At 56.2% G+C, this 23,320-nt stretch carries 24 protein-coding genes and 3 tRNA genes; 15 read left to right on the forward strand and 12 right to left on the reverse strand.

All coding sequences use genetic code 11. The features are described 5' to 3' along the window. Positions 1 to 131: 131 nt before the first annotated feature. The 3 genes from sodC to MHZ89_RS01170 all read right to left on the reverse strand — a co-directional run bounded on the left by sodC (position 132) and on the right by MHZ89_RS01170 (position 1,929). Positions 132 to 653: a superoxide dismutase [Cu-Zn] SodC gene (gene sodC / locus MHZ89_RS01160; RefSeq protein ID WP_311781522.1), complete on the reverse strand. Its 522-nt coding sequence runs from the start codon at positions 651 to 653 to the stop codon at positions 132 to 134. A gap of 84 nt (positions 654 to 737) precedes the next feature. Then, on the reverse strand, positions 738 to 1,634 hold the full coding sequence (locus tag MHZ89_RS01165) for an aldo/keto reductase family oxidoreductase (RefSeq protein ID WP_311781523.1): 897 nt from the start codon (positions 1,632 to 1,634) through the stop codon (positions 738 to 740). Between the two features lie 55 nt (positions 1,635 to 1,689). Further along, entirely contained in the window at positions 1,690 to 1,929 is a 240-nt protein-coding gene (locus MHZ89_RS01170; RefSeq protein ID WP_311781524.1) for a DUF1289 domain-containing protein, read from the reverse strand. 209 nt (positions 1,930 to 2,138) lie between these two features. On the opposite strand from MHZ89_RS01170, the gene eptA reads away from it, so the two are divergent. From eptA to rnt, 5 genes are all read left to right on the forward strand, one after another. Then, positions 2,139 to 3,773, forward strand: coding sequence for a phosphoethanolamine transferase EptA (gene eptA, locus MHZ89_RS01175; RefSeq protein WP_311781525.1), 1,635 nt, complete (start codon positions 2,139 to 2,141; stop codon positions 3,771 to 3,773). A 39-nt stretch (positions 3,774 to 3,812) separates the two neighbouring features. Next, complete coding sequence (locus tag MHZ89_RS01180) at positions 3,813 to 4,409, forward strand: TetR/AcrR family transcriptional regulator (protein ID WP_311781526.1); 597 nt, start codon at positions 3,813 to 3,815, stop codon at positions 4,407 to 4,409. A gap of 48 nt (positions 4,410 to 4,457) precedes the next feature. Continuing rightward, positions 4,458 to 5,555: an alkene reductase gene (locus tag MHZ89_RS01185; RefSeq protein ID WP_311781527.1), complete on the forward strand. Its 1,098-nt coding sequence runs from the start codon at positions 4,458 to 4,460 to the stop codon at positions 5,553 to 5,555. Positions 5,556 to 5,666: 111 nt separating this feature from the next. After that, on the forward strand, positions 5,667 to 6,074 hold the full coding sequence (gloA, locus tag MHZ89_RS01190) for a lactoylglutathione lyase (protein ID WP_120452425.1): 408 nt from the start codon (positions 5,667 to 5,669) through the stop codon (positions 6,072 to 6,074). A gap of 111 nt (positions 6,075 to 6,185) precedes the next feature. Further along, entirely contained in the window at positions 6,186 to 6,857 is a 672-nt protein-coding gene (rnt, locus tag MHZ89_RS01195) for a ribonuclease T (protein WP_311781528.1), read from the forward strand. 35 nt (positions 6,858 to 6,892) lie between these two features. On the opposite strand, the gene MHZ89_RS01200 is transcribed toward rnt, so the two are convergent. Beyond that, positions 6,893 to 7,228: a Grx4 family monothiol glutaredoxin gene (locus MHZ89_RS01200; RefSeq protein ID WP_179256429.1), complete on the reverse strand. Its 336-nt coding sequence runs from the start codon at positions 7,226 to 7,228 to the stop codon at positions 6,893 to 6,895. 362 nt (positions 7,229 to 7,590) lie between these two features. On the opposite strand from MHZ89_RS01200, the gene MHZ89_RS01205 reads away from it, so the two are divergent. Beyond that, positions 7,591 to 8,394 (forward strand): C40 family peptidase, encoded by an 804-nt coding sequence (locus tag MHZ89_RS01205; RefSeq protein ID WP_120452423.1) that lies wholly within the window; start codon positions 7,591 to 7,593, stop codon positions 8,392 to 8,394. A gap of 48 nt (positions 8,395 to 8,442) precedes the next feature. Here the strand turns inward: MHZ89_RS01205 and MHZ89_RS01210 are convergent, their stop codons facing one another. Then, positions 8,443 to 8,532: a YnhF family membrane protein gene (locus MHZ89_RS01210; protein ID WP_311781529.1), complete on the reverse strand. Its 90-nt coding sequence runs from the start codon at positions 8,530 to 8,532 to the stop codon at positions 8,443 to 8,445. A 285-nt stretch (positions 8,533 to 8,817) separates the two neighbouring features. On the opposite strand from MHZ89_RS01210, the gene purR reads away from it, so the two are divergent. Continuing rightward, a complete protein-coding gene (gene purR / locus MHZ89_RS01215; protein ID WP_311781530.1) occupies positions 8,818 to 9,843 on the forward strand; it encodes an HTH-type transcriptional repressor PurR in 1,026 nt (341 codons plus the stop codon). Here purR and punR read toward each other — a convergent pair. Beyond that, positions 9,840 to 10,745: a DNA-binding transcriptional activator PunR gene (punR, locus tag MHZ89_RS01220; protein ID WP_311781531.1), complete on the reverse strand. Its 906-nt coding sequence runs from the start codon at positions 10,743 to 10,745 to the stop codon at positions 9,840 to 9,842. The genes purR and punR overlap by 4 nt on opposite strands. Positions 10,746 to 10,867: 122 nt before the next feature. Here punR and punC point away from each other — a divergent pair, with 122 nt between their 5' ends. Together punC and cfa are read left to right on the forward strand one after the other, a co-directional pair. Continuing rightward, positions 10,868 to 12,073 carry a purine nucleoside transporter PunC gene (gene punC, locus MHZ89_RS01225; RefSeq protein ID WP_311781532.1) on the forward strand — a complete coding sequence of 402 codons (1,206 nt, stop codon included), beginning with the start codon at positions 10,868 to 10,870 and terminating at the stop codon, positions 12,071 to 12,073. Positions 12,074 to 12,384: 311 nt separating this feature from the next. Then, entirely contained in the window at positions 12,385 to 13,533 is a 1,149-nt protein-coding gene (gene cfa / locus MHZ89_RS01230; RefSeq protein WP_311781533.1) for a cyclopropane fatty acyl phospholipid synthase, read from the forward strand. Positions 13,534 to 13,576: 43 nt separating this feature from the next. On the opposite strand, the gene MHZ89_RS01235 is transcribed toward cfa, so the two are convergent. Then, positions 13,577 to 14,215 (reverse strand): riboflavin synthase subunit alpha, encoded by a 639-nt coding sequence (locus tag MHZ89_RS01235; protein ID WP_311781534.1) that lies wholly within the window; start codon positions 14,213 to 14,215, stop codon positions 13,577 to 13,579. Positions 14,216 to 14,408: 193 nt separating this feature from the next. On the opposite strand from MHZ89_RS01235, the gene MHZ89_RS01240 reads away from it, so the two are divergent. The 6 genes from MHZ89_RS01240 to MHZ89_RS01265 all read left to right on the forward strand — a co-directional run bounded on the left by MHZ89_RS01240 (position 14,409) and on the right by MHZ89_RS01265 (position 18,501). Continuing rightward, positions 14,409 to 15,782 carry an MATE family efflux transporter gene (locus tag MHZ89_RS01240; RefSeq protein ID WP_311781535.1) on the forward strand — a complete coding sequence of 458 codons (1,374 nt, stop codon included), beginning with the start codon at positions 14,409 to 14,411 and terminating at the stop codon, positions 15,780 to 15,782. Positions 15,783 to 15,960: 178 nt separating this feature from the next. Further along, positions 15,961 to 16,037 (forward strand) — tRNA-Val (locus MHZ89_RS01245). A 3-nt stretch (positions 16,038 to 16,040) separates the two neighbouring features. Continuing rightward, positions 16,041 to 16,117 (forward strand) — tRNA-Val (locus tag MHZ89_RS01250). 10 nt (positions 16,118 to 16,127) lie between these two features. After that, a tRNA-Val gene (locus tag MHZ89_RS01255) sits at positions 16,128 to 16,204 on the forward strand. A gap of 346 nt (positions 16,205 to 16,550) precedes the next feature. After that, positions 16,551 to 17,963, forward strand: coding sequence for a pyruvate kinase PykF (gene pykF, locus MHZ89_RS01260; protein WP_311781536.1), 1,413 nt, complete (start codon positions 16,551 to 16,553; stop codon positions 17,961 to 17,963). Between the two features lie 301 nt (positions 17,964 to 18,264). After that, entirely contained in the window at positions 18,265 to 18,501 is a 237-nt protein-coding gene (locus MHZ89_RS01265; RefSeq protein WP_007374746.1) for a major outer membrane lipoprotein, read from the forward strand. A gap of 60 nt (positions 18,502 to 18,561) precedes the next feature. Here the strand turns inward: MHZ89_RS01265 and MHZ89_RS01270 are convergent, their stop codons facing one another. Genes MHZ89_RS01270 through sufC form a run of 5 tightly spaced genes read right to left on the reverse strand, consistent with a single transcriptional unit; the run spans position 18,562 to position 23,287 of the window. Then, on the reverse strand, positions 18,562 to 19,572 hold the full coding sequence (locus MHZ89_RS01270; RefSeq protein ID WP_311781537.1) for a L,D-transpeptidase family protein: 1,011 nt from the start codon (positions 19,570 to 19,572) through the stop codon (positions 18,562 to 18,564). A gap of 56 nt (positions 19,573 to 19,628) precedes the next feature. After that, on the reverse strand, positions 19,629 to 20,045 hold the full coding sequence (sufE, locus tag MHZ89_RS01275) for a cysteine desulfuration protein SufE (RefSeq protein WP_120452406.1): 417 nt from the start codon (positions 20,043 to 20,045) through the stop codon (positions 19,629 to 19,631). A 20-nt stretch (positions 20,046 to 20,065) separates the two neighbouring features. Then, positions 20,066 to 21,289, reverse strand: coding sequence for a cysteine desulfurase SufS (sufS, locus tag MHZ89_RS01280; RefSeq protein WP_311782236.1), 1,224 nt, complete (start codon positions 21,287 to 21,289; stop codon positions 20,066 to 20,068). Then, complete coding sequence (gene sufD / locus MHZ89_RS01285) at positions 21,289 to 22,566, reverse strand: Fe-S cluster assembly protein SufD (protein ID WP_269949100.1); 1,278 nt, start codon at positions 22,564 to 22,566, stop codon at positions 21,289 to 21,291. The genes sufS and sufD overlap by 1 nt, the downstream gene beginning before the upstream one ends. After that, positions 22,541 to 23,287, reverse strand: coding sequence for a Fe-S cluster assembly ATPase SufC (gene sufC, locus MHZ89_RS01290; RefSeq protein WP_311781538.1), 747 nt, complete (start codon positions 23,285 to 23,287; stop codon positions 22,541 to 22,543). The genes sufD and sufC overlap by 26 nt, the downstream gene beginning before the upstream one ends. Positions 23,288 to 23,320 lie beyond the last annotated feature (33 nt).

Genomic DNA, 23,320 nt, shown 5'->3' on the forward strand with positions numbered 1-23,320 from the left:
TTTCTCCTTTGACCGCACCAGATGAAAGTGTCCAGAATCAGTATCATAGGCGGTAATTTATCAGGAGAATATAGCTATAAACTAAATGATAATTAAACGGCTCTCTTACGGAGCCGTCAGCAGGCGAGCATTCAGATAACCCCACAGGCGTAGCGCCCGCCGCCGCCACCCAGCGGCTGTGGATGGTCGGCATGGTTATCGCCGCCGATATGCACCATCAACGCCTTGCCCTTGATCTCATCCAGAGATTTCAGGCGCGGCGCCAGCACCGGATAGGTGGCGTTGCCCTTATCGTCAACGTAGATAGCCGGCAGATCGCCGAGGTGTCCCTCTGCATAAGGGCCAAGGTGCTTGCCGGTTTTTTGCGGGTCGAGATGCCCGCCCGCCGCGCCTGCCGCAACCTTCTTGCCTTCAGAGACGGCTGGCTCGCAGCTGCCGTTAGCGTGAATATGAAAGCCGTGTACGCCCGGCGTCAGGCCACTGAGCTTCGGCGTAAGCTGCAGGCCATATTTTGTCTGCTCGATATCGACCGAGCCGATCGCTTCACCAGCCCCCTCGGCGCTCACTTTATGCAGCGTCACCTCTTGCGCCTGCGCGCTGGCGGCCAGCCCGCCGCCCGCCAGTAATAACAACGCTAAGACCGATTTTTTCATTATTGCCTCTTATCTTTCCCACAGGATGTGATAAGCCTGGCCGCAATTTCCGATCCCTGCTCCTGCTTGACACAGTTTTACGCTTCAGGGTACATCGTAACCCAGCGCCGCTTTGCGAATGCGGAACCACTGCTGGCGGTCCAGCCGGACGCGCAGCGCGGCCGCCGCTTCGCTGACGCGCTCAGCGTTGCCGGAGCCAATAATGGGCAGCGGCTGGCTGGGCAACATCAGCACCCAGGCGTACACCACCTGCGCCAGACTGGCGGCGCCGGTCTCAAGGCGTACCTTTTCCAGCTCATCGCGCAGCGGCTGGTAGTGCGGATCATGAAACAGCTCGCCGCCGCCCAGGCAGGACCATGCCATCGGCCGCAGGCGAAGCTGTTGACACTGGTCGAGCGTGCCGTCCAGCAGCACATTTTGCTGAACGGGCGAGATCTCTACCTGATTGGTCACCAGCGTAAAGGGCAGACGCGACTGCAGCAGCGCAAACTGCGACGGGGTAAAGTTCGATACGCCGAAGTGCAGCACCTTGCCGCTCTGATGCAGCGCCAGAAACGCCTCGGCGACCGCATCGGCGTTCATTAACGGATCGGGACGGTGAATGAGCAGCAGATCCAGGCGATCGGTGGCGAAGTGACGTAGCGAATTCTCCGCGCTCTGTACGATATGCGCTTTGTCGGTAATGTAGTGTCCGATGTGATGCTCTGGCTTAGCGCGCGTAGCGATACCGCATTTGGTCACAATTTGCAGGCGGTCGCGCAGGCCGGGTGACAGCTTAAGCGCCTCGCCAAATGCAGCCTCGCAGCGGTAATCGCCGTAGATATCGGCGTGATCGACCGTGGTAATGCCCAGAGAGAGATGGTGCTCGATAAAGCTGACGCGCTGCTGCGGCGTCATTCCCCACTCCATCAGGTGCCAGTAGCCCATGATCAGCGGAGAGAAATCGGGTCCCTGTGGCGAGACGGGTTGCGGTTGCAGCATAGTGATATCCCTGTGTGCTATCTCAGTTAGTGTCAGGGAGTATAACGAAAAGCGATCAGAACAGGGATGGCTGTTGCGGTTCCTGATCCTCATCCTGTTTCTGCGTGCGCAGCATGCGCAGACGGCGCTGATGGCACAGGCGCAGCACTTCACGCTTCTGCGCATCGCTGAATTTCATCCAGTGAAAACGTTCGTCACGGCTGCGCAGGCAGCCAATGCAGTAGCCGCGCGCATCTACCTGGCAGATGCCACGACAGGGACTGGGTACAGGAAAAAACTCAAGTTGCTCCGCCACAGCATCTCCGTATCGGTCAATATCTCCTGTAAAGATAGCTCATTCTCTGTGCCTTTTACGGCAGCACAAGCGGGTCTGGTCACTAAATGTAACTAATTAGTTTGGCTTATCTGGAAATTCCCCGCATAGTGTTGACCTTTTGTTAAGGCTTCATAAAGTTGTTGGCGTTATTCTCCTCTGGCGACTCTTTATTTTTTTACTGGATACTCATGCTGTTGAAAAAGTTACGCTGTCACGAAAGCACCTTTAATCTGGCTGTTTCTCTGTTCTTCGCGTTAGTTTTAAATGGACTGTTTGTGTTCCGCGCCTGGGAACGTATCCCTTATACCTCGCTGCACGATTACTTTTTTGCCTTTAGCCTTCCGGTGGTGCTGACGGCGGCGTTCTTGCTGATCTTTAATCTGATCGCCTGGCCTTATTTGCGTAAGCCGCTGCTGGCGGTGCTGATCCTGTCGAGCGCGGCGGCAAACTACTTTATGTATAGTTTTGGCACCATTATCGATACCAATATGGTGCAGAACGTTTTCGAAACCGATCTGCAGGAGTCCACCGCGCTACTCAGCCCTAACGCCGTCATCTGGGTTACCCTAATGGGCGTGGTGCCCACTCTCCTCATCTGCCTGGTGCGTTTTAAACGCCGCGACTCCTGGTGGATGAATCTGGCCTGGCGTGCGCTGTTAATGGCGGCGTCGCTGGGCGTTATCGTACTGATGGCGCTACTGTTTTATAAAGATTACGCGTCGCTGATCCGCAACAATAAAGGATTGGTCAAGATGGTGACGCCTGCCAACATCGTCAGCGGTACGGGTCACTACGTTAACAATCGCTGGATGAAAGGCAGCCAGGAGTGGGTGCATATCGGTCAGGATGCGCATAAGGGGCCGACTATCGCGGCGGAGCAGAAAAAAACGCTGGTAGTGCTGGTCGTGGGCGAGACCGCGCGCGCGGAAAATTTTTCGCTGGGCGGCTATGGACGAGAGACCAATCCACAACTGAAGAAGCAGAATGTTATCTACTATCCGCAGGCGACCTCCTGCGGTACTGAAACAGCCATCTCCGTACCCTGTATGTTCTCTAATATGCCGCGCGCCCATTACGATGCTAATCTGGCGCACCACCAGGATGGCGCGATGGACGTGCTGGGACATGCGGGCATCAACGTACTGTGGCGCGAAAATGACGGCGGCTGCAAAGGCGCCTGCGACCGTGTGCCGCATACCGATATGACGCTGTGGAAACTGGATGCCTGGTGCCAGCAGGGTTCCTGCCTGGACGATGTATTGCTGCACCGGCTCGATAACTATACCGACAGCCTGCATAACGACGGCATTATCGTGCTGCATCAGATGGGCAGTCATGGCCCCGCCTACTATCGCCGTTATCCGCCGCAGTTCCGCAAGTTTACCCCGACCTGCGACAGCAACCAGATTCAGGACTGCGATCATCAGGCGCTGATGAATACCTACGACAACTCTCTGCTCTACAGTGACGATATGATCAGCCGCACCATCGATAAGCTGAAAGGCCTCAGCGACCGCTTTAACGTGGCGCTGATCTATCTTTCCGATCACGGTGAATCGCTGGGTGAGCATGGTATGTATCTTCACGGCGCGCCTTATCTGTTTGCGCCGTCTCAACAGACGCATATCCCTTTTCTGCTGTGGATGTCGGACGATTACGCCAAAACCTACGGTATCGATCAGGCCTGCCTGCGCCGTCAGGCGCCTGCGGCAGAGGTGTCGCAGGACAACCTTTTCCATACGCTGCTGGGTATGTTTGACGTACAGACCAGCGAGTATCAGCCGCAGCTCGACATGATCAGAACGTGCCGTAAAACGGGCTAAGCGTTGCATTCGACCGATCGGTCTACTACCTTAAGCGCCATGAACAAGACGCTGCAACGCAATGAAACTCGTGAACATCTGCTCGCCACCGGCGAGCAGCTCTGTCTGCAGCGGGGGTTTACCGGAATGGGACTCAGCGAACTGCTGACGCTGGCGCAGGTGCCGAAAGGCTCGTTCTACTACTACTTCCGCTCGAAAGAGGCGTTTGGCGTGGCGTTGCTGGAGCGCTACTTCCTCCATTTTCATCAGCAGGTCAACGCGCAGCTACAGCATAACAAAGCGACGCCGCGCGAGCGTCTGCTGGCCTTCTTCCGTCAGGCTGAGCGGCTGTTCAGCGAACAGGGGCATATCGTTGGCTGTCTGGTGGTAAAACTCTCCGCCGAAGTCTGCGATCTCTCTGAACCGATGCGCGACGCGCTGCAGCAGGGCGCCAGCCGTATTATCGCGGCCTATGCGCAAACGCTGGAGGCGGCCCTGCAGCAGGAGAAGCTGGTGTTGCCTCATGCGCCGCAGGAGATGGCGAAAGTCATCTATATTTTGTGGCTGGGCGCAAGCCTGCAGAGCAAGCTATCGCGCGAGCCTGAGCCGCTGCGTCTGGCATTACGCACTCTCGAACAGTGGTTACAAGCCCACTGATTTTAAAAACGCCGTTTTATAGCAGACCGGTCTACTACAGGAGTTGTTATGGCAAGTACCCAGCTGTTTAGCCCGCTTAAAGTGGGTGCGATTACCGTACCGAACCGCGTATTTATGGCGCCGCTGACGCGTTTGCGCAGCATCGAGCCTGGCGATATTCCTACTCCGCTGATGGGGGAATATTATCGTCAGCGCGCCAGCGCCGGGCTGATTATTACCGAGGCAACCCAGGTCTCTTTCCAGGCGAAAGGCTATGCCGGCGCGCCGGGGCTGCATACCCAGCAGCAGATTGCCGCCTGGAAAGCGATTAACGCAGGCATTCACGAGGCGGGTGGCCACAGCGCCGTTCAGCTGTGGCACACCGGCCGTATTTCGCACCACAGCGTCCAGCCGGAAGGAAAAGCGCCTGTCGCGCCCTCTGCTATTGCCGCCGGCACGCGCACCTCGCTGCGCGCGGAGGATGGCAGCGTTTATCGTGAAGAGACCTCAACGCCGCGTGAGCTGACCGTTGCCGAGATTAAGCAGATTGTGGCGGACTTTGGCCAGGCGGCCGCCAACGCGCGCGAGGCGGACTTTGATCTGCTTGAGCTGCACTCGGCACATGGCTACCTGATGCACCAGTTCCTGGCACCCGACTCCAACCGTCGCACCGACGAATATGGCGGCAGCATTGAGAAACGCGGCCGCTTCGCGCTGGAAGTGGTCGATGCCACTATTGCCAACTGGTCCGCCGACCGCATCGGCATTCGCATTTCGCCCATAGGCAGCTTCCAGAATCTGGATAACGGCCCTGAAGAAGAGAAAGCCGCGCTGTGGTATATCGGCGAGCTGGCGAAGCGCAATATCGCCTACCTGCACCTTTCCGAGCCGGACTGGGCGGGCGGCAAGCCCTACAGTGATGCCTTCCGCGAAAAAGTGCGCGCGATCTTCCCTGGCGTGATTATCGGCGCTGGCGCCTATACCGTCGAAAAAGCGGATAACCTTATTTCACGCGGTCTGATCGATGCCGTGGCGTTTGGCCGCGACTTTATCGCCAACCCCGACCTGGTGGCGCGTCTGCAGCAGGATGCCCCGCTCAACCCGCAGCGTCCCGAGAGCTTCTACGGCGGCGGCGCGGAAGGCTATACCGACTACCCGACGCTCTAAGCGAAGCGCTGGCGTAACGACGGTTACGCCAGCGGCCGTTTTTTGCTATTTTCATCGCTATACTTAGCATTTGCGTCATCAGAAGATGACCGTTTAATACAAGAGGAAGTTATGCGTTTACTCCACACCATGTTACGCGTTGGCGATCTGCAACGCTCCATCGACTTTTACACCCGCGTTCTCGGTATGCGCGTGCTGCGTCAGAGCGAAAACACTGAATACAAATATACGCTGGCATTCGTGGGCTACACCGAAGAGAGCGAAGGCGCGGTGATCGAGCTGACCTACAACTGGGGCGTAGACAGCTACGATCTCGGCAACGCCTACGGCCATATCGCGCTGGGCGTGGATGACGTGGCGGCGACCTGCGACCGCATTCGCAACGCGGGCGGCAACGTAACGCGTGAAGCGGGTCCGGTTAAAGGCGGCTCAACCATTATCGCTTTCGTTGAAGATCCAGACGGCTACAAAATCGAGCTGATCGAAAACAAAGACGCCGGTAACGGCCTGGGCAACTAAGTTTGCCGCTTCAGTCTGTTGTTTGCGGCAGGCTGAAGCCTTCCCTTCTGCTGCACCCTCACCTTTTTTTTGCCATAATGCGCGCTGCCTAATTTCTGCTATGAGATGCTGATGTCTGAAACGAACTCCCTGAACGCGCTGAATCAACGTTTCCGAGGTTTCTATCCTGTGGTAATCGATGTCGAGACCGCAGGCTTTAACGCGCAGACCGATGCGCTGCTGGAGATCGCCGCCACCACGCTGAAAATGGATGAAGAGGGCTGGCTGCACCGCGACCAGACGCTGCATTTTCACGTCGAGCCTTTCGAAGGCGCACTGCTTCATCCGGAAGCGCTGGCCTTTACCGGCATCGATCCCAGCAATCCGCTGCGCGGCGCGGTCAGCGAATATGAGGCGCTGCACGCCATCTTCAAGATGGTGCGCAAAGGCATCAAGGATCATCACTGCAATCGCGCCATTATGGTGGCGCACAACGCGACCTTTGATTTGAATTTTATGATGGCTGCCGCCGGACGCGCCGGGCTGAAGCGCAACCCTTTCCATCCGTTCGCCACCTTTGATACCGCCGCGCTGAGCGGGCTGGTACTGGGGCAGACGGTGCTGGCGAAAGCCTGTAAAGCAGCAGGTATGGATTTTGACAGCACGCAGGCGCACTCGGCGCTTTACGATACCGAACAGACGGCGACGCTGTTCTGCGAGCTGGTGAACCGCTGGAAACGACTGGGGGGCTGGCCTTTGCCGCTGGCCGCAGCGGACGACGAGGATGAACCTGCGTCGGAGTAGTGATAAAAAAGGCCGACTTGCGTCGGCCTTTTTGTTTATTCCGCTTCTTTATGCTTTTCTGCCGTCTCTTTGATCAGAGACTGCAGTTCGCCGCGCTGGAACATCTCAACGATAATGTCGCAGCCGCCAACCAGTTCGCCGTCAACCCACAGCTGCGGGAAGGTCGGCCAGTTGGCATATTTCGGCAGCTCGGCGCGAATATCAGGGTTCTGCAGAATATCCACGTAAGCAAAACGCTCACCGCAGGCAGAGAGCGCCTGCACCGCCTGCGCAGAGAAACCGCAGCTCGGCAGTTTCGGCGAGCCTTTCATATACAGCAGGACCGGGTTTTCTGCGATCTGGCGCTGAATTTTTTCTACAGTACTCATAATTGCCTTCCTTAATTCCTTACTTCGTGTTTGTTTATTGTAGCGACTTCGCCCCGTTACTGAAAACGACAATTTCTCGCTTACCAGGCGAAACCGCCATGTTTGTTAAGTTTTTAAGTAAAGCTCTGACTTTTCCTGACGATAATCAAAACTTAAGCTGTTCATAACTGGTAATAAGTTTGCTGCTATAAGCTTCTGAAATCGCTCATTTATGAGTCAGTTGCAACCCTGTAACAGTTTAATAGAAAAATGGCTTAACTTTTGAAAAAAACCTGGCTTAGAATGGCCCCGGCGCTGATCCTCGATCAGATTTTTCTAACCTCGTTACGGCCTGTCGTCGTAACCGCTAACCCTGTAACCGGACTATGCGATTACTGATTACGCTTTTCATATTAGCTTTCGCGCAGCTGTTTCTGAACATCGCTTCAGCTTCGCCGCAAACGCCGGTTAACGCCAGCCTGCACAAGGCGGAGAAAAAAAGCGCGCGCGAAGATGAGCGACGCAAACGGCGGCCGGTTAAAAGCAGCTCGAAAAAATCGCGCCCTTCTTCTGCTACGCAAAAAATTAAACTGAAAAAACAGAAGAAAATCGAAACGGCTTCACTTTCTCATTCCGCTGGCGAACAGAAAAAATCCCTTAAATCTTCCCGCAAACGTTATGGCCATCAGCGCGAGCTGGGTACGGCCAAAACCGCAAAGCTGCAGCTGCTGGACGCCGATGACGGCACCACCATCAAAATGAGTAAGTCTCATCGCCTGCGTTACCAGAAAGCGCGCGAAACCGCGATGACCAAACTGATGGGACAGCTGGGCAAACCTTATCAGTGGGGCGGCACCTCTCCGCATACCGGTTTCGACTGCAGCGGCCTGGTCTGGTACGCCTATAAGGATTTAGTGAAATTCAGAATTCCGCGCACCGCCAATGAAATGTACCACCTGCGCGACGCCGCGCCGGTGAAGCGCGAATCGCTGGAGAAAGGCGACCTGGTGTTTTTCCGTATCAACGGTCGCGGTACGGCCGATCACGTGGGCGTTTATCTCGGCAACGGCAAATTTATTCAGTCGCCGCGCACCGGAAAAGATATTCAGATTAGCGGGCTGTCGGAAGATTACTGGCAGCGTCACTATATCGGCGCGCGCCGGATGATGACGCCGAAAACCATACGCTAAGCGAGAAAAGAAAAACCGGGGGCTTCCCCGGTTTTTTATTACTGCGTATCAGTGCATCACGGCGGTAAAGCTAAAGGCTACGATCATCAGCAGCGCGGCGCCGGTCGTCATCAGTGCCATTTTCAAATCAGTGCTCATCACTTCTCCTTATCCACACAATCATTATGGTTTTAAGGCATTTTCCCATAGTTACCGGTAAAAATCTCGTTTTATCCTGCAAGCCTTGTTAGAATCTCCGGCTTTGTTGCGCAACTGACGCAACACCGGTTCCGTTCGCACGCAACAGCCTCTGTTTTGTCCCGCCCAGTGAATATTTCACCGACAAAAACTGTAGCGAATTAACAGAAAAGTCTCTTAGCGGACGCAAACGTTTAACATTATGCTTATCAACGGGTTATTGATAAGTTCTGGAGTCTCTTTTTAATGGCAACAATCAAAGATGTCGCGAAGCGCGCGGGTGTCTCCACCACCACCGTTTCCCACGTTATCAATAAAACGCGCTTCGTTGCGGAAGAGACGCGCAACGCCGTCTGGCAGGCGATTCAGGAGCTGCACTATTCGCCCAGCGCCGTCGCGCGAAGCCTGAAGGTCAATCACACCAAGACGCTGGGGTTGCTTGCCACCTCCAGCGAGGCGCCCTACTTTGCGGAAATTATCGAAGCGGTGGAGCACCACTGCTTTGAGCGCGGCTATACCCTGATTCTCGGCAACGCCCACAACGACCTGCAGAAGCAGCGCGCCTATCTGTCGATGATGGCGCAAAAGCGCGTCGACGGACTGCTGGTAATGTGTTCCGAATACCCGGACGATCTGCTGAAGATGCTGGAAGAGAATCGCAATATCCCGATGGTCGTGATGGACTGGGGCGAATCGCGCGCGGACTTTACCGATACCGTACTGGATAACGCTTTCCAGGGCGGCTATCTGGCGGGGCGCTATCTGATTGAACGCGGACACCGCGACATCGGCGCCATACCGGGTCAGCTGGAGCGCAACACCGGCGGCGGACGCCACGCAGGCTTTTTAAAAGCGCTGCAGGAAGCAGGCATCGTGGTGCGTCCCGAGTGGATTGTGCAGGGCGATTTTGAGCCGGAATCGGGCTATCAGGCGATGCAACAGATCCTGCAGCAGAAACAGCGCCCAACGGCGATCTTCTGCGGCGGCGATATTATGGCGATGGGGGCGATCTGCGCTGCCGACGAGATGGGTCTGCGCGTGCCGCAGGATATTTCAGTGATCGGCTATGATAATGTGCGCAACGCGCGCTACTTTACGCCAGCCCTGACTACCGTCCATCAGCCCAAAGCCCAGCTGGGCGAGAAGGCGCTGGAGATGCTGCTGGATCGCATCACCAGTAAACGCGAAGAGTCGCAGACCATTGAGGTGCATCCGACGCTGATTGAACGCCGCTCGGTCGGTGATGGCCCTTTCCGCGACTACCGCCGTTAATCCTCGCTTAACCACTCCTGATTGAGCGTTTGCGCATCGCCGAGATAGCTGAGCAGCCAGCCCAGCGCCGGCGATGCGTGCGCTTCCGACCAGCTCACGCAGCAGGGACTTTCCGGGAACGGCGCAGGCAGCGTCAGCTCCGCCAGATCCCCCTTGTCCAGCAGCGGACGCGCCAGATGGCCCGGCATCATCGCCACGCATAATCCATCCAGTACGCACGCCAGCCCCGCCTGCCAGTCCGGCACCACCAGACGCCGCTGATTATCGAGCGTCCAGGTCATGCGGCGCGGCAGCGCGCGCGAGGTATCTTCCAGCACCAGCGATGGCCAGACGCGCAGGGCGTCGTCGTCGAGCCGCGACTGCTGCGTAAGCGGATGCTGGCGCGCCACGACGCAGCGCCAGTTCAGCGCGCCCATATCGCGAAAGGAGAAGCGCCCGCCGACCGGAATCGCCTGGGTTGCGCCGATAGCCACGTCTACGCGTCCGTCAGCCAATGCGTCCCAGACGCCGTTAAAAACTTCATAGCTGATATGCAGCTCCATATCGGGAAAATGGCGATAGAAGTCCGTGACCAGCTGACGGCTGCGCGACAGCTTCACGATGCGGTCAACCGCGATGCTCAGCTGACCGCGCCAGCCGTTTGCCAGCTGCTGACACTGCCTGCGGGTGGCGAGCATTTTTTTGATAACCTCACGCCCTTCGCGTACGAAATGTTCGCCCGCAGCGGTCAGCGCTACGTCGCGGTGCTGCCGCTCGAAGAGCGGTACCGCCAGCCAGGTTTCCAGCTGGCGCACCGTATAGCTGATGGCAGAAGGCACGCGATGCAGTTCCTTAGCGGCGGCGCTGAAGCTGCCGGTACGCGCAACGGCATCCACCACCTCAAGCGCATGTTCAGACCACATAATTATTCCCTTCAAAATTTTTCATAGCATTCTGCAAATATTAACGTTTCACAGTTGTGGGCGCACCCTTTTACACTTTGCCGCGTTCAACCTGCCTGACAAATATGAGAATGAGTAAAACCATGCTGTCATCAAAAGGATTTATGCCTTACCTCGCCCTGCTCAGCATGCTGGGTTTCCTGGCGACGGATATGTACCTTCCCGCTTTCGGCGCGATGCAGGAGAGCTTCGCCACGTCGCCCGGCGTCATCAGCGCCAGTATGAGTCTGTTCCTGGCGGGCTTCGCCGTGGGTCAGCTTTTCTGGGGACCGCTTTCCGATCGCATCGGCCGCAAGCCTGTGCTGCTGATGGGGCTGGCGCTCTTCGCGCTTGGCTGCGCTGGCATGCTGTGGGTAGAAAATGTGGCGCTTATGCTGGCGCTGCGCTTTCTGCAGGCGATCGGCGTGTGCGCGGCCGCGGTGAGCTGGCAGGCGCTGGTAGTGGATCGCTATCCCAACGCCCGCGCCAGGAAGATATTCGCCACCATTATGCCGCTGGTTGCGCTTTCGCCTGCGCTTGCGCCGCTGCTCGGCGCCTGGCTAATCAGCCATTTTCACTGGCGTTCAATTTTTCTGGTGCTGACGCTGATCGCCATCGCGCTGATGCTGGCGACGCTACGCCTGCCCGCCAGCCGCCGCGCGACGGCGAAAGAGAGCGCCGATCAGCCTGGCTTTTTCGCCCTGTTGCGCTCCGGGGTGTATAGCGGCAACGTCTTGATCTACGCTGCCTGCTCCGCCAGTTTTTTCGCCTGGCTCACTGGGTCGCCCTTTATCCTCGCCGACGCAGGCTTAACGCCGGCGGATATCGGCCTGAGCTATATTCCGCAAACCATCGCCTTTTTACTCGGCGGATTTGGCTGTCGCGCGCTGCTTAACCGCTTCTCCGGCACGCTGCTGCTCCCCTGGCTACTGACGATCTACAGCCTGAGCGTAGCAACGCTGTTTGGCGTGGCGCTGACCGGCAGCCATCACCTCATCGCCCTTCTGCTGCCTTTCTGCGGCATGGCGCTGGCGAACGGCGCGATTTACCCTGTTGTGGTGTCAAATGCGCTGCTGCCTTTCCCGCACGCCACCGGCAAAGCCGCGGCGCTGCAAAACACGCTGCAGCTGGGCCTCTGCTTTCTTGCCAGCCTGGCGGTCTCTGCAGGTTTACAACAGCCGCTGCTAATGACTACGCTGATTATGGTGATAACGATTGCGCTGGCGATAGCAGGCTATGTCTGGCAGCGACGCGCCTGCGCACGAATGGATATTGTTCGCCCCGCTGCTCCCTGCCAGGATCAGCACTAAGGCGACCTGCATAGTTAGCTGCCTAACAATAAGTCGTTGAATATTGACCTGGTTGAGCTTATACTCAGTCAGGCCAATAAATCTGCAACAAATCAATAACATAATTGTTTTATTATTAGGCGAAGCTTATCGCCCGGATGGTGTCTGCACGCGCTTCCCATTCCGTTGCGTCAGACCATGATTTTCAGATTCAATCCTCTGTTAAACGTCGGATATCAGGCGCACGGAGCAATCCGTGACTTTTCTCACAATCCTTGAGAAATTGACTATTCTTTTTCTCAGGTTCAAAGCGGACAGGTGATGGAGAAGCTATGAGTTCATCGTGTATAGAAGAAGTGAGCCTTGAAGAAAACCACTGGTATCGAATTGTCCACGAAATGCTGGAAAAAGCGGACATCGAAATCAACGGCAGCCGCCCCTGGGATATTCAGATTAAACATCCTGACTTTTTTAAGCGCGTGATTCAGGAAGGCTCACTTGGTCTTGGCGAAGCTTACATGGATGGCTGGTGGGAGTGCGAACGGCTGGATATGTTTTTTCACCGCGTGCTGAAGCACAAGCTGGATAAGCAGTTGCCGCACCACTTTAAAGATACGCTGCGCGTGGCCGCCGCGCGCCTTACCAACCTGCAGTCAAAAAAACGCGCATGGATAGTAGGCAAAGAGCACTACGATCTTGGGAACGATTTGTTCTCGCTGATGCTCGATCCCTATATGCAATACTCTTGCGCCTACTGGAAAGAAGCCGACACGCTGGAACAGGCGCAGGAAGCGAAGCTGGATATGATCTGCCGCAAACTGCAGCTTGAGCCGGGTATGACGCTGCTTGATATCGGCTGCGGCTGGGGCGGTCTCGCCGCATACGCTGCCCGTCATTACGGCGCTGTTGTGCATGGCGTGACTATTTCGGCCGAGCAGCAAAAGCTGGCGCAGCAGCGCTGTGAAGGGCTGGACGTGACTATCCTGCTGCAGGATTATCGCGATCTCAATCAGCAGTTCGATCGTATCGTTTCCGTCGGCATGTTCGAACACGTTGGCCCGAAAAACTACGCGACCTACTTTGACGTGGTGGATCGCAACCTGAAGCCTGACGGCCTCTTCCTGCTCCACACCATCGGCGCCATCCGCACCGATATGAATGTCGATCCCTGGATTAATAAATATATTTTCCCTAACGGCTGCCTGCCGTCGGTACGGCATATCGCGGATGCCAGCGAGCCCCACTTTATTCTTGAGGACTGGCATAATTTCGGCGCTGATTACGATACCACGCTGATGGCCTGGTATGAGCGTTTCACGCAGGCATGGCCGCAGCTGGCTGAGAAGTATGGCGAACGCTTCAAACGGATGTTCAGCTACTACCTCAACGCCTGCGCCGGAGCGTTTCGCGCCCGCGATATTCAGCTGTGGCAGGTCATGTTTAGCCGCGGTGTGGAAGGCGGTTTGCGCGTTGCACGCTAAACCGAGCAGATAAATAAGGCGCCTGGAGCGCCTTTTTTTATGCTTATTCTGCGTCTTGACTAAGCGCGGCGGCTTCGCGCTGCGCCAGCACGCGTTCGACGGTATCGACAATTGCCTGGGTGTGCGGATCGATCTCGATATTGACGCGGTGGCCAAGCTTTTTAGCGCCAAGCGTGGTGCGCTCCAGCGTTTCCGGGATTAAATAGACGCAAAATTTGCTTTTCGTCACTTCGCCCACGGTCAGGCTAATGCCGTCAATACCGACAAAACCTTTATGCAGAATATATTTCATCTGCGCGGCGTCCTGAATTTTAAACCAGACTTCGCGGTTATTTTCTGACTGAATAATTTTGCAGATTTCCGCAGTGGTCATAATATGGCCAGACATCAGGTGGCCGCCGATCTCATCGCTGAATTTCGCTGCGCGTTCAATATTGACGACATCGCCTTCCTGCAGATCGCCTAAATTGGTGACGCGCAGCGTTTCTTTAATCAGATCGAAACTGACGCGATTGCCCTCAATCGCGGTGACGGTCAGACAACAGCCGTTATGCGCCACCGACGCGCCCAGCGCCAGCCCCGGCAGCAGCTCTTCCGGCAGCTCCGCGACATGGGTGCGAAACAGATCTTTTTCTTCAATGGACACAATCTTTGCGGTGCCCTGCACAATTCCGGTAAACATAGTTTTGGCCTCTGCGAAGTTTGCCCTAGCTTATCACAGCTTAGCGCGCGGATATTATTTCCGCGTCGCGTCCGCTTTACAGCCGCAATATAACGCACAGCGTGACAAAACTTGGTGAATTCGGTTAATGCCGCTACACTAACCGCGCATTTCTTCGGGATTACTCCCCTTTCTTTTTTAAACAGGTGTTAACGTGCAGAAGTATTTAACAGAAGCGCGTCAATTGCTTGCCCTTGCGATTCCGGTCATCCTTGCTCAGGTGGCGCAGACCGCAATGGGATTTGTGGATACCATTATGGCCGGCGCAGTAAGCGCCACGGATATGGCCGCCGTCGCAGTCGGCACCTCTATCTGGCTTCCGGCCATTCTTTTCGGCCATGGTCTTCTGCTTGCATTGACGCCAACCGTTGCGCAACTCAACGGCTCAGGCCGCCGCGAACGCATTGCCGAACAGGTTCGGCAGGCTTACTGGCTGGCGTTTTTCGTCGCTATCCTGATTATGGTAGTGCTGTGGAATGCCGGTTACGTTATCCGCGCCATGCATGATATCGACGAACAGCTGGCGCTGAAGGCGGAAGGCTATCTACACGCCCTGCTGTGGGGCGCGCCTGGCTACCTCTTTTTCCAGGTGATGCGCAACCAGTGCGAGGGCCTCTCTAAAACCAAGCCCGGTATGGTGATGGGTTTTATCGGTCTGCTGGTCAATATCCCACTGAACTGGATCTTTATAAACGGCCACTTCGGGATGCCAGCGCTGGGCGGCGTCGGCTGCGGCGTAGCGACCGGCTCGGTATACTGGGTGATGTTCCTGGTGATGCGTTTCTGGGTGCGCCGGATGGGCGGCTTGCGCGATATTCGTATGCAAACCCGCTGGTCGCCGCCGTCGCGCGCTGTGCTGCAGCGGCTGTTTTCGCTGGGGTTACCGGTGGCGTTGGCGCTCTTTTTCGAGGTGACGCTGTTCGCTGTGGTGGCGCTGATGGTTTCGCCGCTGGGCATTGTGGATGTCGCCGGTCACCAGATCGCGCTTAACTTCAGCTCGCTGATGTTCGTTCTGCCGCTTTCTCTGGGTGTGGCCACTACTATTCGCGTCGGCTACCGTCTGGGACAGGGATCGGCGGAGCAGGCGCGCGTCGCCGCCTGGACCGCACAGGCGGTCGGCGTCTGTATGGTCGCCATCACCGCGCTGTTTACCGTCACCTTCCGACATCAAATCGCCCTGCTCTATAACGACAATCCGGAAGTGGTGGCGCTGGCGGCGCAGCTGATGATGCTGGCGGCTATCTATCAGTTCTCCGATTCGATTCAGGTGATCGGCAGCGGCATTTTGCGCGGCTATAAAGATACGCGTTCGATCTTCTTTATTACCTTTATCGCTTACTGGATCCTGGGGCTGCCAAGCGGCTATACGCTGGCGATGACCGACTGGGTCGTGCCGCGTCTCGGCCCTGCGGGCTTCTGGTGCGGTTTCATTATCGGCCTGACCTCGGCGGCGATCATGATGCTGTGGCGTATCCGCCGTCTGCAGCAGCTGCCTGCGCAGGTGATCCTCGCCCGCGCGGCGCGCTAACGCCCCCATGCGGAAAAAGTGCTTATCTCTCTGAACGGGCCTGTAAAGGCCCGTTGCGCCTAAAAAAACGACGCATAGCGCAGTTGCTGGTCAGTCAGACGGAAAAATACGTTTTTCCCCTTGCCAGCGTTGCTGCCTGTCGTTAATATTCGTCCCCGCTGTCGCCCTGACAGCCGTTGCGTTCTTAGCTCAGTTGGTTAGAGCACCACCTTGACATGGTGGGGGTCGATGGTTCGAGTCCATTAGAACGCACCAAGTGCGTCCGTAGCTCAGTTGGTTAGAGCACCACCTTGACATGGTGGGGGTCGGTGGTTCGAGTCCACTCGGACGCACCATTTCTTCAATGCGTTCTTAGCTCAGTTGGTTAGAGCACCACCTTGACATGGTGGGGGTCGATGGTTCGAGTCCATTAGAACGCACCACTCTCTTGCAGCATCCGCCCCTTGCGCAACTTCACCTTTTATTGATCTCCATCGTTTCCCCTTCTGCTTTTTAATTGGTTTTCGGATACTTAGCGACTATACTATCCCGCGTTGTTTCACTTGAAAGGTTTCAGCGCGGCGTGCCTATGGCGATAACTTATACTCTTTGCGCAACACGCTCCTGGCGGTTTCCAGACGTAACCGCACAACTTCCCTGCACGCTCAGCCTTCGTCACCTATTCTTATTCTGTATCGTCCGTTTCGCTATCAACCAGAATTCTCATTTCGATGCGCTGTCATCGAACTCCGACCTTTATCATCCATCACAACTTACAGATAACCTGTCATGAAAAAGACCAAGATCGTTTGTACTATCGGCCCGAAAACCGAATCTGAAGAGATGCTGACTCAACTGCTGGAAGCCGGCATGAACGTTATGCGTCTGAACTTCTCGCATGGCGATTACGCCGAACACGGTCAGCGCATCACCAATATGCGCGCGGTCATGCAGAAGACCGGTCGTCAGGCCGCTATCCTGCTCGACACCAAGGGGCCGGAAATCCGCACCATGAAACTGGAAGGCGGTAACGACGTTTCGCTGAAAGCGGGTCAGACCTTCACCTTTACCACCGACCAGAGCGTAATCGGCAACAGCGAGCGCGTAGCCGTCACCTATGCGGGTTTTACAGAAGATCTGAAAATCGGCAATACCGTACTGGTAGATGATGGTTTGATCGGCATGGAAGTAAAAGAAGTGACGGAGAACACCGTGGTGTGTACCGTCCTGAACAACGGCGACCTTGGCGAGAATAAAGGGGTTAACCTGCCGGGCGTCTCTATCCAGCTGCCTGCGCTGGCTGAAAAAGACAAACGCGACCTGATTTTCGGCTGCGAGCAAGGCGTTGATTTCGTGGCGGCCTCGTTTATTCGTAAGCGCTCTGACGTGCTGGAAATTCGTGAGCATCTGAAAGCCCACGGCGGCGAACATATTCAGATCATCTCCAAGATTGAAAACCAGGAAGGCCTGAACAACTTCGACGAAATCCTAGACGCCTCTGACGGCATCATGGTGGCGCGCGGCGATCTGGGCGTAGAAATCCCGGTCGAAGAGGTCATTTTCGCGCAGAAGATGATGATCAAGAAGTGCAACAAGGCGCGCAAAGTGGTGATCACCGCCACCCAGATGCTCGACTCAATGATCAAAAACCCGCGCCCCACCCGCGCTGAAGCGGGCGACGTGGCTAACGCCATTCTCGACGGCACCGACGCGGTTATGCTGTCAGGCGAAAGCGCCAAAGGTAAATACCCGCTGGAGTCGGTGACCATTATGGCCACCATCTGCGAGCGCACCGACCGCGTGATGAAATCGCGTATCGATACGCTGGACGATTCCCGCAAGCTGCGCATCACTGAGGCCGTCTGTCGCGGCGCAGTGGAAACCGCAGAGAAACTGGAAGCGCCGCTGATCGTGGTAGCAACGGAAGGCGGCAAATCGGCGAAATCCGTACGTAAGTACTTCCCGGATGCGACTATCCTGGCGCTTACCACCAACGAGACCACGGCACGTCAGCTTATTCTGAGCAAAGGCGTTGAAACGCGTCTGGTTAAAGAGATAGCTTCTACCGATGATTTCTATCGCATCGGTAAAGAAGTGGCGCTCGAAAGCGGCTACGCGCAAAAAGGCGACGTTGTGGTAATGGTGTCAGGCGCATTAGTACCAAGCGGTACCACAAATACCGCGTCAGTACACGTCATTTAATTACGAGAAGCATTTATTTAAAAGCGCCTTTAAAGGCGCTTTTTTTATTCCGTCACTAATACAAAACCAAAAAATTTCCAATCGATAATAACTATTCAATATCCTCTGAAATTAAGGTTAACCCGATTAAATCTCTCTGTTTTCGCTAAATATTTTTATCATATGCGGTTAAGCGCTGCTTCTTTGAGCGAACGATCAAATTTAAGCATCTTCTCATCAAAAATTTATTCTCAACTTAAAAAGCTTTGTGTAATACTTGTAACGCTACATGGAGATTAACTCAATCTAGAGGGTATAAATAATGAATCGTACTAAACTGGTACTGGGCGCGGTAATCCTGGGTTCAACTCTGCTGGCTGGTTGCTCAAGCAACGCTAAAATCGACCAGCTGTCTTCAGACGTTCAGACTCTGAACGCTAAAGTTGACCAGCTGAGCAACGACGTGAACGCAATCCGTTCTGACGTGCAGGCTGCTAAAGATGACGCAGCTCGTGCTAACCAGCGTCTGGACAACCAGGCTCACTCTTACCGTAAGTAAGAGTTCTGGTATTAAAAATGGCGCCCATGTGGCGCCATTTTTTTTGCCCTGATTTAGCGCCTAGGGCGTGTCAGCCGCCGCCTGGCTCACAGATGTCGTCTGGATACTCTGCGCCTGCTCTGGGACCGTCTCAGCCCCCTCTCCGACCGCTTCTCCGTTTGATACCAGCACAGGCATCCCGGAACGGCGTTCAAGCGCCGCTTTAATCAGCTTGCTGTCGCTGTGCGGGTTTTTGATAAACTTCTTCAGCGCAGGGCTGAGCGCTATCGGCATCGTTTGCGGATCGTCTTTGTCGCTGTGCGACAGCGGCTGATGTACCTCGACGTAGCGTTTTCCGTCCGGCTCAACGGCAAATTTTACCGGCTGGTTGATAACCTGCACGCGCGTCCCTTTCGGCACGCTGTTAAACAACGCTTCGATATCCTGCGGCCGTAAACGTATACAGCCGGAACTGACGCGCATACCGATACCAAAATCCGCATTGGTGCCGTGGATCAGGTAGTTGCCACTGCCGCGCGCCAGACGCAGCGCAAACAGCCCCATCGGGTTTTCCGGGCCTGCAGGCACCACTGCCGGCAGCGTAATGCCATCTTTGGCGTAGCGCTTGCGTATATTGACGGTCGGCGTCCAGGTCGGGTTAGGGATTTTCTGGCTGACGCTGGTCACCATTACCGGCGTTGCGGCACCGAGCTGGCCGATGCCGATCGGATAGACGATGACCTTCTCCTCTCCCTTGGGATAGTAGTAGAGGCGCAGCTCGGCCAGATTGACGACAATACCCTCACGCGGCGTGTCCGGCAGCAGCATCTGCTGCGGCACCACTAGCTGCGTCCCGGCCTTCGGTAGCCAGGGATCGGTGCCGGGATTGGCCTCCAGCATGCTCAGTAGCCCAATCTGGTACTTTGCAGCAATGGCTTCGAGGGGGCGTTTGTCGTCGGGAACGGTGGTTAACTGGTTTTCGCCGATAAGGCGGCTGTCAGCAGGAGGTAGCGGATATTCCGTGGAGAAAGCAGGTGCGGCAAGTCCAACGCTTAGCAGCAGCGCACCGGCGAAACGTAAGGCTGATTTCATGCAATCTTCTCTTTCAGATAAAAAAACAGACGCCTGTTGGCGTCTGCTAGTTTAACTCAGAGGAGATTTTGAGCGTTATGGCGAATTGCCCGAATCATCGCCTCAAGGCCTTGCGACCGCGAGGGGGTCAGATGCTGGGTCAGCGCCAGCTCTTCGAACCAGTGACGCACGTCCAGCGCGACGATATCCGCCGCAGTCAGGTTTTGATAAAGGCTAAACACTACTGCAATCAAGCCTTTAACGATCGCTGCATCGCTGTCGCCCTCAAAGGCGAGCGTACCGTCGCTCTGAGGCGTCATCTTGATCCATACCTGGCTCTGACAGCCGGAGATAACGTTTTCCGGCTGGTGCAGGCTTTCGGATGATTCTGGAAGTTTCGCCCCCAGCTCAATGATGTAAAGGTACTTCTCTTCCCAGTTGGCGCAACGGTTAAAGTTGCGCACCAGCTTCTCTTTATCTGGCAACGTGGCCATGACTTACTCCTGAACTCTGCTCAACCGCCCAGCAGACGATGAACACGGGTCAAACCAGCCGCCAGACGATCGGCCTCTTCTTCGCTGTTGTAGAAGGCGAACGAGGCGCGGCACATAGCCGGTACGGCGAAATGGCGCATCAGCGGCATCGCGCAATGATGGCCGGTGCGAATGGCGATACCGTATTGATCAAGGAAGCTGCCGACGTCGTAAGCGTGATGCTTGCCCAGGTTGAAGGCAATCACGCCTGCGCGCTCCTGTGGACCATAAATCACCAGGTCCGGCACCGAAGCGAGCTTGTCGAGTGCGTAGCGCATCAGCGCCTGCTCGCGTTGCTGAATCGCATCAAGCCCAATCTCTTCCACATAGCGCAGCGCAGCGCCGAAGCCGATAATACCGCCAGTATTAGGCGTACCCGCCTCGAATCGCCAGGGCGCTTTATTCCATGTGGTGCCAGTCGGCAGCATGACCTGATCGATCATGGAGCCGCCGCCTTCCCACGGCGGCATCTCGTCGAGCAGCGCTTTGCGCCCGTAGAGAATGCCGACGCCGTTAGGGCCGTAAATTTTATGGCTGGAGAAGACATAGAAGTCGCAGTCGATATCCTGCACGTCGACTTTGCCATGCATAACTGCCTGTGCGCCATCCACCAGCGTAACCAGGCCAGCGGCTTTCGCCTGCGCCACCAGCGCCTTGACCGGGTTAACGGTGCCAAGCACGTTTGAGACGTGCGTCACCGCCAGCAGCCGCGTACGGCTGTCGATCAGCCCCGGCAGCGCGTCGATCGCCAGCTCTCCGCTGTCGTTCAGCGGCAGCACGCGGATTTCCGCGCCGGTGCGCTGCGCCACCATCTGCCACGGCACGATATTGGCGTGGTGCTCCATCTCGGTAATGATCAGGTTGTCGCCAGCTTTCAGCTGGCTTGCGCCCCAGCTGTTCGCCACCAGGTTAATGCCCTCGGTGGTGCCTTTAACGAACACGATCTCTTCCGGCGAAGAGGCGTTAAGAAAACGCGCCGCCTGCAGGCGGACGTTTTCCATATCGGTAGTGGCCTGCGCGCTCAGGCTGTGAATGCCGCGATGCACGGCCGCATAGCCGTACTGATAAAAATGACTTTCGGCGTTAATCACCGCCAGCGGACGCTGGGCGCTGGCCGCGCTGTCAAGGTAGGCCAGCGGATGACCGTTGACCTCACGCTTCAGGATCGGGAAGTCGGCCCTGATACGTTCGAGATCGAAGTTCATCATGAGGCATCTCCAGGGAAACGCGCCGCGATACGCTGCAGAACCGCCTGACGCAGCGTCTCATCATCCAGCGCTTCGGTCAGCTCGGCTGCGAAAGCGTGAATAATCATCTGCTGCGCCGCGTCCTCTGCAATACCGCGCGAGCGCAGGTAGAACATCTGCTCATCATCAATGCGGCCGATAGTCGCGCCGTGGCTGCACTTCACGTCGTCAGCGTAGATTTCCAGCTGCGGTTTGGTGTCCACTTCCGCCAGACGACCCAGCAACAGGTTGTTGTTGGTCATCTGTCCATCGGTTTTCAGCGCGTGCTGCGCCACTTTGATGTGGCCGTTAAACACCGCGCGGCCTTTGTCGCGCGAAATTGTTTTATGCAGCTGACGGCTCAGGCAGTAGCCTTTGTTGTGCTCCAGATAGCTGCGGGTGTCCGCCACTTCTGAATTCATCGGCAGCACCAGGCTGTTCAGCGACAGCTGGGTATTTTCACCGTTGAGCTGCACGCTGGTGTTATGACGAGAGAGGCCAGCGCCCAGCAGGAAGCTGGTGCTGCTCACCTGCGCATCGCGTCCGATAACGATATCGTTATGGGCGAAGTGGTAGCTGCTGCTCTCTTCAAACGCCAGCTTGATGTGTTTCAGCTGGGCATTGTCGCCGACCGCGAAGGTAAAGCGCGCGCCGGTAAAGTGCTGCGCGCCGTTCAGCGTCACGTAGTGCTCGATAACCTGCGCCTGCGCGCTCTCTTCCAGCTCGAAATGGTGGCGATGATGCACGGTATTAAGCGCATCCGCCTGGCCGCTGGTGATATGCAGCAGGTAGAGCGGACGCGCCGCCGCCTTGCCGCGCGCCAGGCGAATCGAGGTTACCTCTTCCGCCAGGCTTTCGGTCAGGTGCAGGAACACTTCCGGCTGAACCGGCGCAGGCAGCGGGCGACGCTCGGCAGCGCGGCTGTGCTGGATCGCGAACAACTCCGTATCGGCCGCGCTCAGCGAGGGCTGGAACAGGCCGTCGACAAACACCAGACGGATGGCGTCCAGCGGCAGCGCCAGCGCATCGACCTGCGCCTGACTCAGGCTCTGCGCCTGCGGCAGTACGAACTGGTGGGCGAATAGCCCGTCCAGCGCGGTGTATTTCCAGTTTTCATGCTTACGCGTCGGCAGACCGACGCGCATCAGCTGCTGCCAGTGCTGCTGAGCCTGCAGCGAGCGTGACTCGCCGCGCGATTCAAACAGGTGGTGCCACTGCTGCAGGGCGTTATCACTCTTCGTCGGTAAGCCAGCCATAGCCTTGCTCCTCCAGCTGTTTCACCAGAGTAAAGTCGCCAGATTTGACGATCTTGCCTTTGTACAGCACGTGCACGAAGTCTGGCTTGATGTAATCCAGAATGCGCTGGTAGTGGGTAACGATGATAAAGGCGCGCTTATCGTCGCGCAGGCTGTTAACGCCTTCCGCTACGATTTTCAGCGCATCGATATCAAGACCAGAGTCAGTTTCATCAAGAATGCACAGCTCCGGCTCCAGCGCCGCCATCTGCAGGATGTCGTTGCGTTTCTTTTCGCCGCCGGAGAAGCCGACGTTGACCGAACGGGTCAGCAGGTCTTCCGGCATCTTCAGCAGATGAATTTTATCTTCGATAAAGTCCTGGAAGTCGAAACGATCCAGCTCATCCTGGCCGCGATACTTACGCACCGCGTTGACCGCAGTCTGCAGGAAGAACTGGTTGCTGACGCCTGGGATCTCTACCGGATACTGAAACGCCATAAAGATGCCTTCGCCCGCGCGATCTTCCGGGTCAAGCTCCAGCAGATCTTTGCCTTTGAAGCTCACGGAACCGCCGGTGATTTCGTAATCTTCACGGCCAGCCAGCGTTGCAGAGAGCGTACTTTTGCCTGAGCCGTTCGGGCCCATAATGGCGTGTACTTCGCCCGGTTTCACTTCGAGGTTAAGACCGCGCAGAATCTCTTTATCTTCAACGCTAACCTGTAAATCTTTAATGCTTAACATACTTATTCCTTCACATTGCTTCCGGCAACGCGT

Origin of the sequence: Pantoea sp. ACRSB (assembly GCF_022346905.1) — a bacterium.
Classification (GTDB): Bacteria; Pseudomonadota; Gammaproteobacteria; order Enterobacterales; family Enterobacteriaceae; genus Pantoea; species Pantoea piersonii.

Bases quoted from the DNA above. Each gene is read 5' to 3' on its own strand.
- sodC (WP_311781522.1), bottom strand. From the start codon at position 653: ATGAAAAAATCGGTCTTAGCGTTGTTATTACTGGCGGGCGGCGGGCTG.
- MHZ89_RS01165 (WP_311781523.1), bottom strand. From the start codon at position 1,634: ATGCTGCAACCGCAACCCGTCTCGCCACAGGGACCCGATTTCTCTCCG.
- eptA (WP_311781525.1), top strand. From the start codon at position 2,139: ATGCTGTTGAAAAAGTTACGCTGTCACGAAAGCACCTTTAATCTGGCT.
- MHZ89_RS01180 (WP_311781526.1), top strand. From the start codon at position 3,813: ATGAACAAGACGCTGCAACGCAATGAAACTCGTGAACATCTGCTCGCC.
- MHZ89_RS01185 (WP_311781527.1), top strand. From the start codon at position 4,458: ATGGCAAGTACCCAGCTGTTTAGCCCGCTTAAAGTGGGTGCGATTACC.
- gloA (WP_120452425.1), top strand. From the start codon at position 5,667: ATGCGTTTACTCCACACCATGTTACGCGTTGGCGATCTGCAACGCTCC.
- rnt (WP_311781528.1), top strand. From the start codon at position 6,186: ATGTCTGAAACGAACTCCCTGAACGCGCTGAATCAACGTTTCCGAGGT.
- MHZ89_RS01205 (WP_120452423.1), top strand. From the start codon at position 7,591: ATGCGATTACTGATTACGCTTTTCATATTAGCTTTCGCGCAGCTGTTT.
- MHZ89_RS01210 (WP_311781529.1), bottom strand. From the start codon at position 8,532: ATGAGCACTGATTTGAAAATGGCACTGATGACGACCGGCGCCGCGCTG.
- purR (WP_311781530.1), top strand. From the start codon at position 8,818: ATGGCAACAATCAAAGATGTCGCGAAGCGCGCGGGTGTCTCCACCACC.
- punR (WP_311781531.1), bottom strand. From the start codon at position 10,745: ATGTGGTCTGAACATGCGCTTGAGGTGGTGGATGCCGTTGCGCGTACC.
- punC (WP_311781532.1), top strand. From the start codon at position 10,868: ATGCTGTCATCAAAAGGATTTATGCCTTACCTCGCCCTGCTCAGCATG.
- cfa (WP_311781533.1), top strand. From the start codon at position 12,385: ATGAGTTCATCGTGTATAGAAGAAGTGAGCCTTGAAGAAAACCACTGG.
- MHZ89_RS01235 (WP_311781534.1), bottom strand. From the start codon at position 14,215: ATGTTTACCGGAATTGTGCAGGGCACCGCAAAGATTGTGTCCATTGAA.
- pykF (WP_311781536.1), top strand. From the start codon at position 16,551: ATGAAAAAGACCAAGATCGTTTGTACTATCGGCCCGAAAACCGAATCT.
- MHZ89_RS01265 (WP_007374746.1), top strand. From the start codon at position 18,265: ATGAATCGTACTAAACTGGTACTGGGCGCGGTAATCCTGGGTTCAACT.
- MHZ89_RS01270 (WP_311781537.1), bottom strand. From the start codon at position 19,572: ATGAAATCAGCCTTACGTTTCGCCGGTGCGCTGCTGCTAAGCGTTGGA.
- sufE (WP_120452406.1), bottom strand. From the start codon at position 20,045: ATGGCCACGTTGCCAGATAAAGAGAAGCTGGTGCGCAACTTTAACCGT.
- sufS (WP_311782236.1), bottom strand. From the start codon at position 21,289: ATGAACTTCGATCTCGAACGTATCAGGGCCGACTTCCCGATCCTGAAG.
- sufD (WP_269949100.1), bottom strand. From the start codon at position 22,566: ATGGCTGGCTTACCGACGAAGAGTGATAACGCCCTGCAGCAGTGGCAC.
- sufC (WP_311781538.1), bottom strand. From the start codon at position 23,287: ATGTTAAGCATTAAAGATTTACAGGTTAGCGTTGAAGATAAAGAGATT.